The 15,219-nt window shown below is 33.5% G+C and carries 15 protein-coding genes; 4 read left to right on the top strand and 11 right to left on the bottom strand.

Annotation, left to right across the window (positions count from 1 at the left end; all coding sequences use genetic code 11):
• Positions 1–9: 9 nt before the first annotated feature.
• The 6 genes from GYM75_RS09870 to GYM75_RS09845 all read right to left on the bottom strand — a co-directional run bounded on the left by GYM75_RS09870 (position 10) and on the right by GYM75_RS09845 (position 5,303).
• On the bottom strand, positions 10–2,502 hold the full coding sequence (locus GYM75_RS09870; protein ID WP_220215787.1) for a TraG family conjugative transposon ATPase: 2,493 nt from the start codon (positions 2,500–2,502) through the stop codon (positions 10–12).
• Positions 2,499–2,816 (bottom strand): DUF4133 domain-containing protein, encoded by a 318-nt coding sequence (locus tag GYM75_RS09865; protein WP_220215786.1) that lies wholly within the window; start codon positions 2,814–2,816, stop codon positions 2,499–2,501. Before GYM75_RS09865 ends, GYM75_RS09870 begins: the two co-directional genes overlap by 4 nt.
• A gap of 4 nt (positions 2,817–2,820) precedes the next feature.
• On the bottom strand, positions 2,821–3,120 hold the full coding sequence (locus GYM75_RS09860) for a DUF4134 domain-containing protein (protein WP_220215785.1): 300 nt from the start codon (positions 3,118–3,120) through the stop codon (positions 2,821–2,823).
• A 479-nt stretch (positions 3,121–3,599) separates the two neighbouring features.
• Complete coding sequence (locus GYM75_RS09855; RefSeq protein ID WP_220215784.1) at positions 3,600–4,169, bottom strand: hypothetical protein; 570 nt, start codon at positions 4,167–4,169, stop codon at positions 3,600–3,602.
• Entirely contained in the window at positions 4,169–4,549 is a 381-nt protein-coding gene (locus tag GYM75_RS09850) for a DUF3408 domain-containing protein (RefSeq protein WP_220215783.1), read from the bottom strand. The genes GYM75_RS09855 and GYM75_RS09850 overlap by 1 nt, the downstream gene beginning before the upstream one ends.
• The gene (locus tag GYM75_RS09845) at positions 4,533–5,303 is read right to left on the bottom strand and encodes a ParA family protein (protein ID WP_220215782.1); all 771 of its coding nucleotides are present in this window, start codon (positions 5,301–5,303) and stop codon (positions 4,533–4,535) included. Before GYM75_RS09845 ends, GYM75_RS09850 begins: the two co-directional genes overlap by 17 nt.
• Before the next feature lie 695 nt (positions 5,304–5,998).
• Here GYM75_RS09845 and mobA point away from each other — a divergent pair.
• The 4 genes from mobA to GYM75_RS09825 all read left to right on the top strand — a co-directional run bounded on the left by mobA (position 5,999) and on the right by GYM75_RS09825 (position 10,710).
• Positions 5,999–6,436, top strand: a complete 438-nt coding sequence (gene mobA, locus GYM75_RS09840) for a conjugal transfer protein MobA (protein WP_220215781.1) — start codon at positions 5,999–6,001, stop codon at positions 6,434–6,436.
• Complete coding sequence (mobB, locus tag GYM75_RS09835) at positions 6,417–7,637, top strand: conjugal transfer protein MobB (RefSeq protein WP_220215780.1); 1,221 nt, start codon at positions 6,417–6,419, stop codon at positions 7,635–7,637. The genes mobA and mobB overlap by 20 nt, the downstream gene beginning before the upstream one ends.
• 12 nt (positions 7,638–7,649) lie before the next feature.
• Entirely contained in the window at positions 7,650–9,653 is a 2,004-nt protein-coding gene (mobC, locus tag GYM75_RS09830; RefSeq protein ID WP_220215779.1) for a conjugal transfer protein MobC, read from the top strand.
• A gap of 610 nt (positions 9,654–10,263) precedes the next feature.
• Positions 10,264–10,710: a RadC family protein gene (locus GYM75_RS09825; RefSeq protein WP_220215778.1), complete on the top strand. Its 447-nt coding sequence runs from the start codon at positions 10,264–10,266 to the stop codon at positions 10,708–10,710.
• 50 nt (positions 10,711–10,760) lie between these two features.
• On the opposite strand, the gene GYM75_RS09820 is transcribed toward GYM75_RS09825, so the two are convergent.
• From GYM75_RS09820 to traW, 5 genes are read right to left on the bottom strand one after another with little or no spacing between them, the layout of a single operon-like run.
• Positions 10,761–11,108 carry a hypothetical protein gene (locus GYM75_RS09820; RefSeq protein WP_220215777.1) on the bottom strand — a complete coding sequence of 116 codons (348 nt, stop codon included), beginning with the start codon at positions 11,106–11,108 and terminating at the stop codon, positions 10,761–10,763.
• Complete coding sequence (locus tag GYM75_RS09815) at positions 11,095–11,256, bottom strand: hypothetical protein (protein WP_220215776.1); 162 nt, start codon at positions 11,254–11,256, stop codon at positions 11,095–11,097. Before GYM75_RS09815 ends, GYM75_RS09820 begins: the two co-directional genes overlap by 14 nt.
• Positions 11,257–11,315: 59 nt before the next feature.
• Entirely contained in the window at positions 11,316–13,463 is a 2,148-nt protein-coding gene (locus tag GYM75_RS09810; protein ID WP_220215775.1) for a DotA/TraY family protein, read from the bottom strand.
• Positions 13,464–13,994: a hypothetical protein gene (locus GYM75_RS09805; protein ID WP_220215774.1), complete on the bottom strand. Its 531-nt coding sequence runs from the start codon at positions 13,992–13,994 to the stop codon at positions 13,464–13,466.
• Positions 13,994–15,211 (bottom strand): conjugal transfer protein TraW, encoded by a 1,218-nt coding sequence (traW, locus tag GYM75_RS09800; RefSeq protein WP_220215773.1) that lies wholly within the window; start codon positions 15,209–15,211, stop codon positions 13,994–13,996. The genes GYM75_RS09805 and traW overlap by 1 nt, the downstream gene beginning before the upstream one ends.
• Positions 15,212–15,219 lie beyond the last annotated feature (8 nt).

Genomic DNA, 15,219 nt, shown 5'->3' with positions numbered 1-15,219 from the left:
TTTCTAATTTTAAAGGTTATTTTTTCTTAAATTTTCAGCTACCTGCCTGATAGCAAGTTCAAAATTTCCGTTCATTTTTTCTGCAAGTTGCCAAACAGCTAATTTTTCAGTTTCCTCAGTCGTATATGTAAAATATTCTTCTAATGATACTTCTGTGCCGTATACGGCTGATTGCATCCCACCTAAACCAATCCAAACCTCTTTATAAAGACGGTTAGAATCATTAGCGGTATTAATGGATAAAATTTGCGATACTTCTTTGTTGGTTAAACCTAAGATCTCTTGTATGCGTTCGAATGAATTAACATATTTGCGCTGATCGAGAAGGATTTTACAATCTGAATTATTGATAATCGTATCTTTTACAACAGGCGAAGAAATGATATCGTCAATTTCCTGCGTTACTACCACCGCCTCACCGAAAAATTTTCGAATCGTTTTAAATAAATATTTTATATAATCTGCCATTCCTGCCTTAGCTATAGCTTTCCATGCCTCCTCTATTAAAATCATTTTCCTGACCCCTTTTAATCGTCTCATTTTATTAATAAAAGTGTCCATTATGATGATGGTTACTACAGGAAAGAGGATTTTATGATCTTTTATGGCATCAATTTCAAACACAATAAATCGTTTACCAAGCAAATCGATTTCTTTATCTGAATTAAGCAAAAAATCAAATTCACCCCCCTTATAGTAAGGCTCAAGTACTTTTAAAAAATTAATAATGTCAAATTCTTTATCCCGAACATTTTCAGTAACTTGATATACATCACGCACATACTCATAAAATGTATTGAAGCAGGGTCTTATATTTCTGTCGTTTTTGATTAATTCTATGTATTTACTGATAATTTTGGATAATTCAGTTTCCTCCGAGCGTTTGGGCATCTCGTCCTCACGTTTCCACAACGTTAACAATAACGTTTTGAGGGATTCTTTTTTTTCAATATCAAATTGGTAACTTTCATTATAAAACGGGTTAAATGAAATAGGGTTATCTTCGGTATAGGTAAAATATATGCCGTCTATTCCTTGAGTTTTGTAATGAATCAGTTTATTTAATCCTTCATAGGAATTACCCGTATCTACCAGCACGATATGTGCGCCTTGTTCATAATATTGACGTACCATATGATTCGTGAAAAAAGATTTACCCGACCCAGAGGGTCCCAAAACAAATTTATTACGATTCGTAATAATCCCTTTTTTCATGGGCATATCCGAAATATCCAAATGTATCGGCAAACCATTTAATCGATCCGTCATGCGAATACCGAATGCCGAAAGCGAACTTTTATAATTTGTTTCTTGAGAAAATAAACACACCCCTTGTTCAATGAATGTATAAAAACTTTCTTCAAAAGGAAAATCGCCTTCTCCACCGGGTATGCCTGCCCAAAATAACGTTGGTGTGTTTACGGTATTATGTCGAGGAGTGCAACCTAACGAGGCAATTTGTGAACCCACCTCACTTTTAATATTTTTCAATTGCTCCAAAGAACTGCTCCACGCAAAAATATTATAATGCGCTCGAACAGAGGTTAAATTATTACTGTGAGCCTCATTTAAATATTCCTCTATCCATTCGCTGTTGATTTGATTACTTCGGGAGTACCTCGATAATGAATACATATTACGTGCGGTTTGTTCAAAATTCTTTAAATTTTCAGAGGAGTCATCAATAAATATATATTGATTATAGATATGATCACACGCTAACAATAACCCTAAAGGAGCAGCGAAAGAAAGGCGACACTCGCTTTTATCGGTTGACATTTTTTCATGCCTGTAATCCGTATACACCGAACTGGGTAAATCATTTGTTTCCGAAAGGGTATGCAAACACACATGTTTATCACCGATTTTCATGTCTCCTGTTTTCAAGGTTACATCCTGTAAACACGTTGTTTCCTGTTGAGAAAGAGAAAAATATTTTTCAATGATTCCTGCTTTTTCCTCAGTACCCACTATATCGTCATTGGTTAGTCGGGTTAATTGTAGAAAATCACAATCATTAATAATCCGTTCAAACTGTTGTACAGCCTCAACAAATTTTGCAATAGAACCCGATTGAACTTCTGCCGGAATTACAAATTTTCGGGTCAACATATTCACATTACTTTTTTGCGCAGCCCTAATTTTCGATGTTTTAATAATATATACATAACACGTATGTTTTAAATAAGGGCGTTGGTAAAAATGCTTTTCAAAAGATCTGTTTAAAAAGGTGCTGTTTTCTGTTTGATTTTCAATTTGGTATTTTTCATTTTCAAACCAATCTTGTTTATGCACAATTGTATAATTTGGCAATAATCGAATAGCCTTACACCATGTTGCATGTATAATTTCATATTCGGGTGACGTCACCGTAAATACTTCGGGCAATTCCAATTGATAGGCAATTGTGACATCGGCATTTTTGGAGATGATACAATCATTTTCAACCGCAAGAATGGGAAATTTTTGCTCTAATGTGGACGATTTTAATGTGTTTCTCATTTTGTCTTCGTTTTTAAAAGTTCGTGAATTTTTTTACGATTAATAATGTATTTCGGGCGGTACAAGGAAGCCTCCCATTGAAGTAACCCATTTTCTCCAAACTGTTTATTTAGACAAAAAGCGGTAACGGTAGAACTGAGCACCGAAATACTGCCGATTACAATGCAAATCAATGGATCTACTCCTACCATGTATAAAAAAACAAACAGCAAAAATGAACCTAAAATACCTCCGACAAACAGATATAAATACTGCCGTTTCAGCCCTTTAAATTCGGGGGTATTTCCAATACCCCGATTAATAAAATATTCCATCTTTTTAAAGAAAAAATGATCGTAAAATGGTTGCTGCTACAATTAAAAATATACAAGCACCAAACCAACTGGCTGCCGTTTTAGAGGTGTCCTGATCTCCTGATGAGAATTTGGAATATACTTTTACCCCACCTATTAATCCTACCACTGCACCAATGGCATAAATCAATTTGGTTGCAGGGTCAAAATAAGAGGTGACCATATTGGTAGCCTCTACAATTCCTGCCATACCGTTTCCTTGAGCTTTTACAAGATAGATTGAATTTGCTGTTAGAACAGCAAGAAAAAAACTTTTTTTCTTCATAAATTTTTGATTTTACGTTTTGGTTATTAAAAAAGTTAAAAAGAGAAAAAAGGATTTTTAAAGTAGACTGGTGTATTTAGAAAAATGCTTTGATTATAGTAAATGAACTTTGTAAATCCTTTTACATTTTATTCAAATTCAGAAAAAAAGGATTCACAACCCAGAGTAAGTAAGTATAAATTGCTATGATAAAAAAGTAATGTGTGAATCCCTGTAAATTTATTTAAAATCAGAAAAAAAAGGATTCACAGCATAATGCAGATATGTATTAAGGTTGAAAATGTGGCGTGTGAATCCCTGTATATTTATTCAAAATCAGAAAAAAAAGAATTCACCGCTTTCGGTAGGTATTTAAATTTGCTTAGGTATAAAATTGTTGCGTGTGAATTCCTTTATATTTTGTTCAAAAATAGGTATTAAATTTTGAGCTATTACATTTAGATTTAATATGATTTCAATTTGATAATGATTGCATTATATTACTGTTGAGTACTCAATAAATATTCATCAATTAATGAGGAAATCTTCAAAGCATTTTCCTGAGAACTGTGGATTAAGGTTTCGCACAAATCCGTGTCCTCATATTCATATAAAAGTTTACCCGCCTGTAAATTATGAGTTGTTGAATCTCCGAGGGCATTTTGAATAATTTCTAACTCGTGAAATTCCATACCCGTGGCAATTTCCGATTCAGCGTCTAAATCCTCGTCATCAAACCCTAATATAAGATCTTCTTCCAAACGTAAATCAACTTCGTTATCGTCGTTATCGTTAGTTTCCGAAGGAACTTCCACCAACTCGCTAAGATCCATTGAAAAGTTCTCAATTTCTTCCATTTCTTTTTTATTCTCAAGATCCTTATCTTTTTGTTTGGTTAATTCCTGAGCCTGTTTATTCTTTTCATCTACTTCTGATTGGAATGTTTCGTAATCAAAGTTGCTGTTGCCTAGTACAGAAGATACGGATGCTTTTCGAGGGGCATCGTGAGTTTCTTTTTTCTCCTCTTGTTGAGTGAAAAAGAATTTCTTAATTAATTTTAGCAGATCCATTAAAAAATCCCTTTTTGATGTTGATTGTATATTTCTTCGATTTCTTTTCGATACCGTTTGAAATGTTCACTCAACACGTTATCAATATAACTGAATATAGATAATTTACCATTTTTCGGCAATACACTGATTAATTTAATAATCAGCTCGTGATATTCCTTACGTATATAGGTTGTTTTTTGCATTCTACCCACTAAATGAGTATCAACCAAAAATAAATCTTCGTATTTCGATGTATTTATTTTTTCGGAAACCGTTTTTTTAGTCGTTTCGGGAACGTCTGCAACTTCTGAATTTTCTTTTATTGATAATGGATCGCCTTGAAGTGATTTCATCAATGCCTGTTCATCAATAGGGTCTAAATTAATTTTCTTTGCCATATTCTAAAATATTACTGATTTCATTAGCTAACTTGTCAATTTCACTTCCTCTCATCCATGCTCTATCGGCGGGAAGCAGCGTAGAACGGAAAATCATTTTTTTGCCGTCACTCATTTCCTTTCTGAAACGTTTAGAATCGGGAATACGAGTTTGTAACATAGATAATCCTAATTTTTTTATAACGGTAGTATAGGCATCGTACAAATCGCTTTTTTCTCTACCGTCTACCATATTCCAAAACAAAAACATGTTCATGATTCGACTGTTGGTTTTTTTAAATAAATTTTCATGAATCATTTTTGCAAATCCTAACGTACTTTCAAGTACCACTCGATCAGCACTCAATGGGATAAACAAATAATCTAATTGAGAAATAGTTGTAATAACGCCTTTAGTGTTCAATGTGCCCGGCATATCGATAAAAATAATATCGTATTCATTTTCATTCTCTAATAATTCTCGAGCCTTTTTTAGAGCATTTTCGGGGGTGCTTTCCAAAACAGGATAGGCATCCATACTTGATTCCTTAATCATCTGATAATAACATTGCTTGTAATGCTCATTATTTAACAACAATTCCGTGTCTCTTTTTCGCATTTGTACAATACTATGTTGAGGATAATCGCAGTCAATGACCGCAATTTTTTTATTCATTCGGTATTGATAGAAACTAGCTAACAATACCGTAAAAGCTGTTTTTCCTACCCCCCCTTTTTGAGTACAGAAGGAAAGTAACAAAGTTTTTTTACTCATTGTTTTTCATATTTAAGTTAACAATTTTTTATACGATTTTTTGATTTTCAGATAAACTCAAAATTCTTTGGCCAGTTAACTAATACATTAGTTAACTAGCTGTCGAATTATAGGGCTGACTGATGTACCAACTTATTAAATGATTGATCAATTAAGCAAAGAATTAATCGATTAATTCTTTGGCCAGTTAACTAACCCGTTAGTTAACTAGCTGGCGAATCGGCACATTGGATAATCAATTGTCTAATTAATTGACTGATTAAAATCTTGTAAGCAAATCACGTAAAAAATAAACTTTCCTAAAATACACCTTTGAAATTGAGGCTTATTTACTAGCATATGATAACTGGTTAACTTTTAGAATATTAATAAGTCTAAACTACCTTTGCATATCCCTAATTCAATCATTCTGTTAAACTTCAGAGAAGCAACTGGGATATGCGTTATGAAGTGTACTCAAGTACACCGCAAGGTGTGTTTTAAGGCACTGAAAATATTTTCAGTACCGCAAAAACGGAGTTTTTTTACTCCAAAGTCGTAATCAGTAAATCGGAATCAAGTCGTAATCAATACTCACGTAAACAATCAATACTCACGTAAGCAATCATTACTCATACAAGCAATCATTACTCACGTAAGCAATCAATACTTACGTAAACAATTAATCATAATTAATCATTTAATCCATAGTATCTATGAATAAGAATATTTTAAAAAAAGCAGGGCGAAAGCCCAAGATAGATCCCGCAAAAAATCGATATGTATTCTATTTAAATGAAGTAGATAATGCTCGATTTTTAAAACTTTTTGAGCAGTCTGAAATGAATGTAAAATCTCATTTCATAGTAAAATGTTTATTTAACAAACCTATACAGGTTGTACATGTAGACAAAAATTTACATGAATACTACATGAGATTGACCTCATTCTATAGTCAATATCGAGCTGTCGGAGTAAACTATAATCAAATAGTAAAAACGCTCAAATCTAATTTCACGGAAAAAAAAGCACTGGCACTCCTGTATAAATTGGAAAAATTGACAAAAGAATTAGTAGTTATTTCCAACGCAATTTTTGAATTAACCGAAGCATTTAATCAAAAATTATCGTCCCATGATAGCCAACATAAATAAATCATCAAAATTGCTTAATGTACTGATTTACAATCAAAAAAAAGTAGACAAAGGATCTGCAAAAATATTGTTTGTAAATAACATGATTGAACCTAAAAACGGCATCTATTCGGTTGGTTTGTGTCAAAGATCTTTTGAACCTTTTTTAATTGCAAATCAAAAAACAGAATATCCGATTTATCATATTTCGTTAAATCCCCATCCCAAAGACATCTTAACCGATGAGCAATACGAGCAAATTGCGAGAGACTATATGAACCAATTGGGATATGGCGAACAACCCTATATAGTGTATAAGCATGAAGATATTGAACGGCATCATTTACACATTGTAACCACATGCGTTCAAAGTAACGGAAAGCGTATACCCGATCATTATGAAAAATTGCGCTCTAAAAAAATAACGGATGAACTGGAGATGAAATTTAATTTGCATAACAAACAATCCGACCCAGATGTACAAACCTTTAATGATTTTCGCTTAGATACCAAAGGAGATATAAAAAAACAGATTCAACGGATCACGCTATACGTAGTTAAAAATTATAAATTTTCTACTATGGCTCAGTATAGGGCTTTATTGGAAGGTTACGGAATTACGGTTGATGAGGTGAACGGTAATGCAAACGGCAAAGATTATCGGGGATTGGTTTACACGCCTATTAACCGAAGAGGAAAGAAAACAGGACACCCCATTAAAAGCTCAAAAATTCATGCTTTAGTAGGAGCAGACAGCCTACAAAAAAAATTCAAAAAAGACCGAATAAGCTTGAAAAAGCTCGATCCTTCAGATTTGCAACAAACTATATTCAAAGCAATTACAAATTCTAAAGGATCCATTAAAAAATTTAAAAAAATTCTGTCTCAACAAAATATATCATTAATCGTCAGAGTAAATGCCGAAAAAAGAATTTACGGTATTACGTTCATCGATCATGCCAGTAAATGTGTTTTTAACGGTTCTCAACTTTCACGAGAATTATCAGCAAACGCCATTGAAAAAATATTTAATCCTAAAACCAACGAAACCCCTTCATCATTTAATGGCAAGACTTCATCATTTGACGATCAGATAATTTTTGGAAACCTTTTTCCTCTCTTTTCCATATCCTCCAACGGAGCGGATGCAGAAGAAGAAGCATTCATTAATGAGATGAGCAAAAAAAGAAAAAAGAAAAAGAAAAAAAATACGAATCAATAAAAATTTAAAACTATGGCACAAGAAGACGATTTGCGAGGTTTAAGCAAAGTCATGGAATTTATGAGAGCAATAAGCTTATTGTTTATCATTATCCATCTTTATTGGTATAACTATTCAGTTTTGTCCGATCATCATTTGACCTTAAACATTATCGATAAAATTCTGATAAATTTTCAAAAGACATGTGGGCTGTTCTCTCATATTTTATATACTAAATTATTTTGCTTCACGTTCTTAGCACTTTCCTGTATAGGAACTCGTGGAATTAAAGATGAAAAAATCACAACCCAGAAAATAGCAATTTTATTAGTTGTAGGCTGTGTACTATTTTTTCTAAACTTTTTTATACTGGATCTTTCCATGAATCCAAACTGGATAACCATACTGTATGCAATAACTTTACTTAGCGGATATATTTGTATTCTAATTGCAGGATTATGGATGTCCCGAATTTTAAAAGATAAACTTTTGGATGATGTTTTCAATTATGAAAATGAATCATTTGAACAAGAAAGTCGCTTGATTGAAAATGAATATTCAATCAATTTACCAACCCATTATTATTATCAAGGAAAAATGCATAATGGATGGATAAATGTTGTAAATCCGTTTCGGGCAACGATTGTCTTAGGCACTCCTGGTTCGGGTAAATCATTTGCAGTTATTAATAATTTTATTAAACAGCAAATAGCTAAAGGATTTTCCTTGTATCTCTATGATTATAAATTTAATGATTTGTCTATTATTGCCTATAATGCCCTGTTGGCTAATATCGATAAATATTCGGTTATCCCTAAATTTTACGTAATCAATTTCGATAATCCTGCTAACAGCCATAGATGTAATCCAATAGCCCCCGAATTTATGACCGATATATCAGACGCTTATGAATCTGCCTATACAATTATGCTGAATTTAAATAAATCATGGATTCAAAAACAAGGAGATTTTTTCGTTGAATCGCCTATAATTCTTTTGGCTGCTATCATTTGGTATTTAAAAATTTATAACAACGGTAAATATTGCACATTTCCTCACGCCATCGAATTTTTAAATAAAAAATATGCAGATATTTTCACCATTCTAACCTCATACCCCGAATTAGAAAATTATTTAAGTCCATTTATGGATGCATGGGAAGGAGGGGCACAAGATCAATTGCAAGGACAAATTGCATCAGCAAAAATACCCTTATCTCGTATGATTTCACCAGCCCTATACTGGGTGATGACTGGTAATGATTTTACATTGGATATTAACAATCCAAAAGAGCCTAAAATTTTATGCGTGGGTAACAATCCCGACAGGCAAAATATTTATTCTGCTGCCCTCGGTCTGTACAATAGCCGAATTGTTAAATTAATCAATAAAAAGGGACAATTAAAATCTTCTGTAATCATTGATGAATTGCCGACCATTTATTTTAGAGGATTGGATAACCTGATTGCTACCGCCAGAAGTAACAAGGTTGCCGTATGTTTAGGCTTTCAAGATTTTTCGCAATTAATACGAGATTACGGAGATAAAGAAGCTAAAGTAGTAATGAATACGGTTGGTAACATATTCAGTGGGCAAGTGGTAGGCGATACAGCAAAAACGTTATCGGAACGATTCGGTAAAATTTTACAAAAAAGACATTCAATATCCATCAATAGAAATGATGTATCTTCGTCCATATCCACACAATTGGATAGTTTAATCCCTGCTTCCAAAATATCCAATTTAACACAAGGTAATTTTGTAGGGTCGGTATCTGATAATTTCGGAGAAGTTATAAAACAAAAAATTTTCCATTCTGAAATTGTTATCGATATAAAAAGTGTTACACAAGAAATGAAAAATTATCAAGACATACCTACCATTACTAATTTTAAAGATAAAAATAATAACGACAAAATGCAGGAGACCATTTTAATCAATTATCGGCAGATTAAAAAAGATGTTCAATCTATTGTCGATGAAGAATTATCAAGAATTTCCAATGATCCTGATCTAGCACATCTCATAAAAAAATAATAACACCCCTCATTGTTGCCCGTTTATAATCCTTGTCATTTTTTTAAATTTTTATTTTAAATCAATAATCTTTTAACAATATCCCATTTATGGGATATTTTTTTAATGTCTGTTTTTAGGAAGTTTTTTATCAGGAAATCATATATCCCTCTTCACAGAAGGATCTATGTTGAACAAAGGAGTATCCCCCTTTTTCAAGGAGGATAAATATCCGACCTGTCGTAAGACATTCAACATTCATACTTTTATGAGCCGGTCATATTTTCTTCTAAAATAGCATCACAAATATAAATAAATAAAATTGCTTCATGTATATATGTATCTGATTGTGAACTACATGAGGTATTTTTTTGAATTATATCGGATTGTTTATTTGTTCTAAAATGCCGGTAAAAATATCGGATTCCTATAGTTATCTAAATTTATATCAGCTTAAAAGGTTTCTCACTCGCATCAATTCCTCTAAAGAATTTTCAATCACTTTGCTCGTTGAATTTTACTGAATGGCATTAAAAAGCAAGTGTACCCTTCGGCATTCTGCACTTGCTTTTTAACGCTGTTCATTCAGTTGAATTCCTTACAAAGTTGAAAATCATTATAGGAGATTGTTATGAAAACTCGTGAGGAAAAAATCCTTTTATTAGCAGAAAAAATTTTAGAAAAATCTTTACGTAAAAACGCTCTTGATATGTCATGTGCATATGAAGTTGTAAAATATTGTCAATCCGTCATAGGTATAAAAAAATCTGAACACTTTATGGTTCTTTTATTAGATAATAATTTAAAACTTATAACCTCAAAAATCCTTTTTGTCGGTACTATTGATGAAGTTCAAATATATATCCGTGAAATTATCAAACTTGCATTAGATCACAATGCACATTCAGTAATCGTTTCTCATAATCATCCGTCTGGAAATGTACAACCTAGCACGGCAGATATTCAAATTACTTTAAAAATAAAAAGTGCATTGAAATTAATTGATATGGAATTGATAGATCATGTTATAGTATCTGGTAATAAATTTACGTCATTTGCCTTAGAAAAGTTAATATAATTTGTATATCCCCCTTCACAGGGGGATATAATTTAATTTAAAAATGAAAATTAGTTCAGTGAGGTAAGTATATTTTTAGAGAAAGTGATTTCTTTTACTATTACTGTATTGTTTGATTTATTGAGTTCACATAGTAATGAATAATTATCCGTTATCCCAATGATCCGACAATTGATATACGTTCGTATTCGTGTTTTTACAATCTCTCTAACCTGATATTGTAAAATGCGTTCAGTAGGCAATACATCGGTTAACAAATATTCTAATTTTTCAATAAACTCAATAGATTTTAATTTTCCTACAGTAGAATATAATTCATTAGCTATATCCAGAGCATTAACATAAATACTATTTTCAATGAGTTCAACATCAAACAAAATTTTATTATCTTGCAACAACGTTAATATTTTCCTCTAGTTCAATAGTACAATCTCTATTGTTCGTTGGACGAGCCGAAATCTCCGTTTTTAAATTATCCAGAAATTTCAACGCTTCATCGACAGTAATAACCTTTTCGTTTTCTTCAATTTTTTTTGCCATATTCATATAACCTCCTGCTGTGAATTTTCAATATAACAGAACCATTTTTTTTGTAAATCATTTTATCATTTAAACCCGTCTCCGTTCCTATTCACTCCACGATGAGGAAAATGTCCATGCGGTAAATGTTCCATTCTACTGGAAAACATAGAAAAATTCTGACGAGTTCGATCATTTTCATCCTTGCCCAATGATACGGACGCATGCCCACCTATCCAGTTAATCACCTGATCGGGAACTATGTATATTAGATTAAAAGAAGAATGGATTAAATTTAACGCTATAAAAACATAGATTGCCAAATAGGCAATAATGCTGACTATACCAGTTATAGAATCAAATTGAGCATTAGCAATGGCAATCCCGAATAATTGATTTAACAACGTGCCCCCTGCCACAACAATTGCCCCACCAAGAAAAAATCCGATGACCATCAAAATAGGGCGTATCATTACATTTAACAGAAAAATATAACCATGTGTAGTTCTGTGTCCCATGCCCTCGCCGTCATTACTTAAATGCGTGATTGCCCAAAGCGGGGCAGCTATAATGGCTTCTGCTAAATTAACCAGCCAGTTAATAATAGCACCGAACCAAATAATAAATGGAACCATAGGAATATAAATGGATAAGAGCATACCAAAGAAAAAAAGCGAAATAATAGCCGCTGATATAAATGGACCCAGAGCAGCAAAAACACCAGCCAAAATATCACTGACAGACGATACCGCATTAGTTAAACCAGCCAACGAAAAACCACCCGTTACATGTTCAAAAACTCTAACAGCAGTATAGGTACTGATTGCATTTTCTGCCATTACCATAACATAATCGCCTAGGTTTTTCATTTTAATTAACGGGTTGAGTTGCCCTCTATCGGAAGCATTAAAATTTAAATCGATTAATCCGTTAATAATCCGTTGCCCCGGATTTTTAAAAATACTGCCTATTATTTGCCCTGCTTCATTTCCTGTAACCCCTTTAGAATAGTCCCCGTTGGAAGAACTACCCAAAGTTGAAGCATTTTCGGATGATGATTGTTGAGATCTGTAAATCTCCATAACTTCACGATAAATAGAGTTAATAGCAGCATCACCCGTGGAGGAGTTGCCAAAAGCTGTTGCTTTTGCAGCAATGGAATCGGTTAGCTTCGTATTTGCTTGAGCAAACGTTTGATACCATGTACCCAGTGACATCCAACCCGATTTTTTTATCGAATCTGAAATTTTCGACGCTAATTCAGAAATATTGCCTTGTTTATTACCAATTACCGATATAATTTTATTTTCATATTCATGCGCACTCGATTGAATAAACGATGCAGCAACGGGTATCGGAGTATTATTTTTTTTACGTTCCAAAACCGCTTGTACAAATTTTTTTGCAGAATCATTTAAAGATCTTTGCATTTGAAATAATGCCTCTAAATGCGCTCGACGAATATCACCAACACTAATATCGGGAGTCAACCATTGTGTCAAGTTCTCTTGTTCCAAATCAGAGGAAACACTAGCCCCACCACATACGTAACTGGTATTTTTCAATATAAAACCTTTAGACGTTGATTTCTGTTGTATAAAAGATTTTTGAGATACTAACCCCCCTTGTTTTTCTGCCGTTGCAACACCTGTATTAATTGCATGCAAACAAAGATTCATTTCAAATATATCTTGAGCCAGTTCTTGAGTCGACGGCATGATCGGTTTAACTACCATAGATTTTCCGTCATTGAGTGCAGTAATGGCAGCATCCGTACCTAGATTAGCAATACCAACCCCCATGACCGACGCCCCCCATAGCATTAATAATTGCGACAGCGACCAACCGTTTACGGTTGGAACTAAACTCAATAAACCGACTAAAATTCGAATAGGTGACCACAACGTATGTTGCTGTTTTTCAAATAAATTGCCGTCATGTGCAGTAGTGACTAATTTTTTGAACATAATGTACAACGCAAGAAAACCGCCGATGACTAATAAACACGAATTACTTACTTTAAATATTTCGGATAATATCGAATTATTGCCCCCCGATCCGTTGGCTAACGGATTGATTACTACATCTCCAAAAATGGCAATAAGCGCTTCTCTTGATTTATCCGTTGTTCGCATGGCGGCATTCGAAATGTCTTGCATGGAAGTTGCAAACGCATTTTCAGAAAGAAAAATCAATATGTAGGCAAATAAAAAATGGATCTTGTTTATTCTCATTTATTCCACCGCCTTTTTCTGAAATTTCAGCAAAAGAAAAAACCATCGCTTATTTTCATGTATAAAATCGGAAATGCTCCCTTGTTCCTCAAGGGACAACCGTTTAACCTGTAATTGCCATAAACGGAATTGATATTGAAACAGTACGGCAATATTTAATGCTATACACATCAAACCACCCACCACACTACAAATAACCCCGAAAGTATTTTGTAATAAAAAAGAGGTTAATAAACTGACGAAAATAAACAGTAAAAAAATATAAAAACCGCTTAAAATAATATTTTTTTTAGTAATAAAAATTGAAATTAATTGATCACGAGTATACGGACTAGTAGAGAGTACGGCATTAAAACTGTCGTTTTTTGATTCGGAATGACGAATGTTATTTTTAATTTCCTTTGCCATCATACGTATTTCGTTCCAACGATCTTTAGAGTTAAAAGTCTCTTTTTTTATTAATGAAACGGATTTTTTTATCGACGAAAAAGGAAAAAGTACTTTTAGTACAAAATTTAATTTTTTACCCATTAATTGCCACCCATTGCGCCTAGTACGGCGGTGTGTTTAACTTTCAAAAGAGGCTCAAATTCTTGTCTTGCCACACTGGCTAAAATCTGACCCGTCAAAATATTATTTTTTTGGATTTCCTCTTTTATATTCAACATTAACCAATTATTTAACGCCATGATTCGAATTTGTTCACGGATTAAATTATCGTGAGACATTTCTTGTAAATCCGAGTTATACATGACATTTGAATATTTTCTGCCGACCTCAAAACGTTCATATTCACGGGTAGACATTCCAATTTTCTCACCAACATCAGATATCGTTTGTTTGTAATAGGCATGAGCGGAAGGCGATTTGATAGCCTCGTTTACATAGGGTCGTGTAGCAGGATTCGGCATACTGTTCGAAAGCCACGTTTCTTGTGGTTCGGCAGCAGCCGACAAAATAGAATTGAATTGATTCATCAAGCCGATATATTGCGTTCCTGCCATTGAGTCGGCTTCTCCTTTGCTCAATTCATTACCAATAGAACGACGTATAGAATTTTGTGTATACATATGGGCTGCATCAATTTGTTTTTGTGAAAAAGTTAAATCGGCATCTTTGCCATTCTCTCCTGCACCCAGTAGCAAAGTGTCTAAACGTTTATCTGCACCGGGCATAGAAGAAATTTTAGGACATGCAGAACTACCGCCGTAGGCTGAAAAATCAAGCGCATCACAATAGTTAGCATGTATTTTTGCCGCCCTCGCAGAATCGATATCAGAAGATACCGCAGGAGAATTAACCGCCTTTTCTATAGTTTCAGAACTGATTTTTAATCCACCGCCTTGACCTTGTCTCATTCGGCTTTTAAATGAAGTACTGGATTGTGAAATTTGTGTAGCACCACTAGAAGCGGTTTCACCACATATGCTGGACGGTATTTCATGATTTTTTTCGGATTGGTAAACACGCTCATTTTTTTGTTGTATAACCTGAAAATCTTGATTTGACTTTGAGGCAGCTTCAATAGTACTGGCAATTTTACCCCCATTTTGATTTATAGCCCCCCCGATTTGATATAACATTTGGGATAAACTCGCATTTAACGTGGTAATGGAAGTGTTGACAGTAGAACTCATTAAGTTAATGGCAGCCAGTACCGCTGAATCAATCACGGGCATACTGGCATAGGTTGGCATACCCATAAAACATAAACCAATTGAAAAAAATTTAATTAAATTTTTTATCATAAAAACTC

The sequence above is a fragment of the Gilliamella sp. ESL0441 genome, assembly GCF_019469185.1.
In the GTDB taxonomy this organism is placed as follows: Bacteria; Pseudomonadota; Gammaproteobacteria; order Enterobacterales; family Orbaceae; genus Gilliamella.
The sequence above is the reverse complement of the archived record's forward strand: the minus strand, read 5'-3'. Positions and strand labels throughout refer to the sequence as shown.

Coding starts and splice junctions, on each gene's coding strand:
- GYM75_RS09870 (WP_220215787.1), bottom strand. CDS start 2,502: ATGAGAAACACATTAAAATCGTCCACATTAGAGCAAAAATTTCCCATT.
- GYM75_RS09865 (WP_220215786.1), bottom strand. CDS start 2,816: ATGGAATATTTTATTAATCGGGGTATTGGAAATACCCCCGAATTTAAA.
- GYM75_RS09860 (WP_220215785.1), bottom strand. CDS start 3,120: ATGAAGAAAAAAAGTTTTTTTCTTGCTGTTCTAACAGCAAATTCAATC.
- GYM75_RS09855 (WP_220215784.1), bottom strand. CDS start 4,169: ATGGATCTGCTAAAATTAATTAAGAAATTCTTTTTCACTCAACAAGAG.
- GYM75_RS09850 (WP_220215783.1), bottom strand. CDS start 4,549: ATGGCAAAGAAAATTAATTTAGACCCTATTGATGAACAGGCATTGATG.
- GYM75_RS09845 (WP_220215782.1), bottom strand. CDS start 5,303: ATGAGTAAAAAAACTTTGTTACTTTCCTTCTGTACTCAAAAAGGGGGG.
- mobA (WP_220215781.1), top strand. CDS start 5,999: ATGAATAAGAATATTTTAAAAAAAGCAGGGCGAAAGCCCAAGATAGAT.
- mobB (WP_220215780.1), top strand. CDS start 6,417: ATGATAGCCAACATAAATAAATCATCAAAATTGCTTAATGTACTGATT.
- mobC (WP_220215779.1), top strand. CDS start 7,650: ATGGCACAAGAAGACGATTTGCGAGGTTTAAGCAAAGTCATGGAATTT.
- GYM75_RS09825 (WP_220215778.1), top strand. CDS start 10,264: ATGAAAACTCGTGAGGAAAAAATCCTTTTATTAGCAGAAAAAATTTTA.
- GYM75_RS09815 (WP_220215776.1), bottom strand. CDS start 11,256: ATGAATATGGCAAAAAAAATTGAAGAAAACGAAAAGGTTATTACTGTC.
- GYM75_RS09810 (WP_220215775.1), bottom strand. CDS start 13,463: ATGAGAATAAACAAGATCCATTTTTTATTTGCCTACATATTGATTTTT.
- GYM75_RS09805 (WP_220215774.1), bottom strand. CDS start 13,994: ATGGGTAAAAAATTAAATTTTGTACTAAAAGTACTTTTTCCTTTTTCG.
- traW (WP_220215773.1), bottom strand. CDS start 15,211: ATGATAAAAAATTTAATTAAATTTTTTTCAATTGGTTTATGTTTTATG.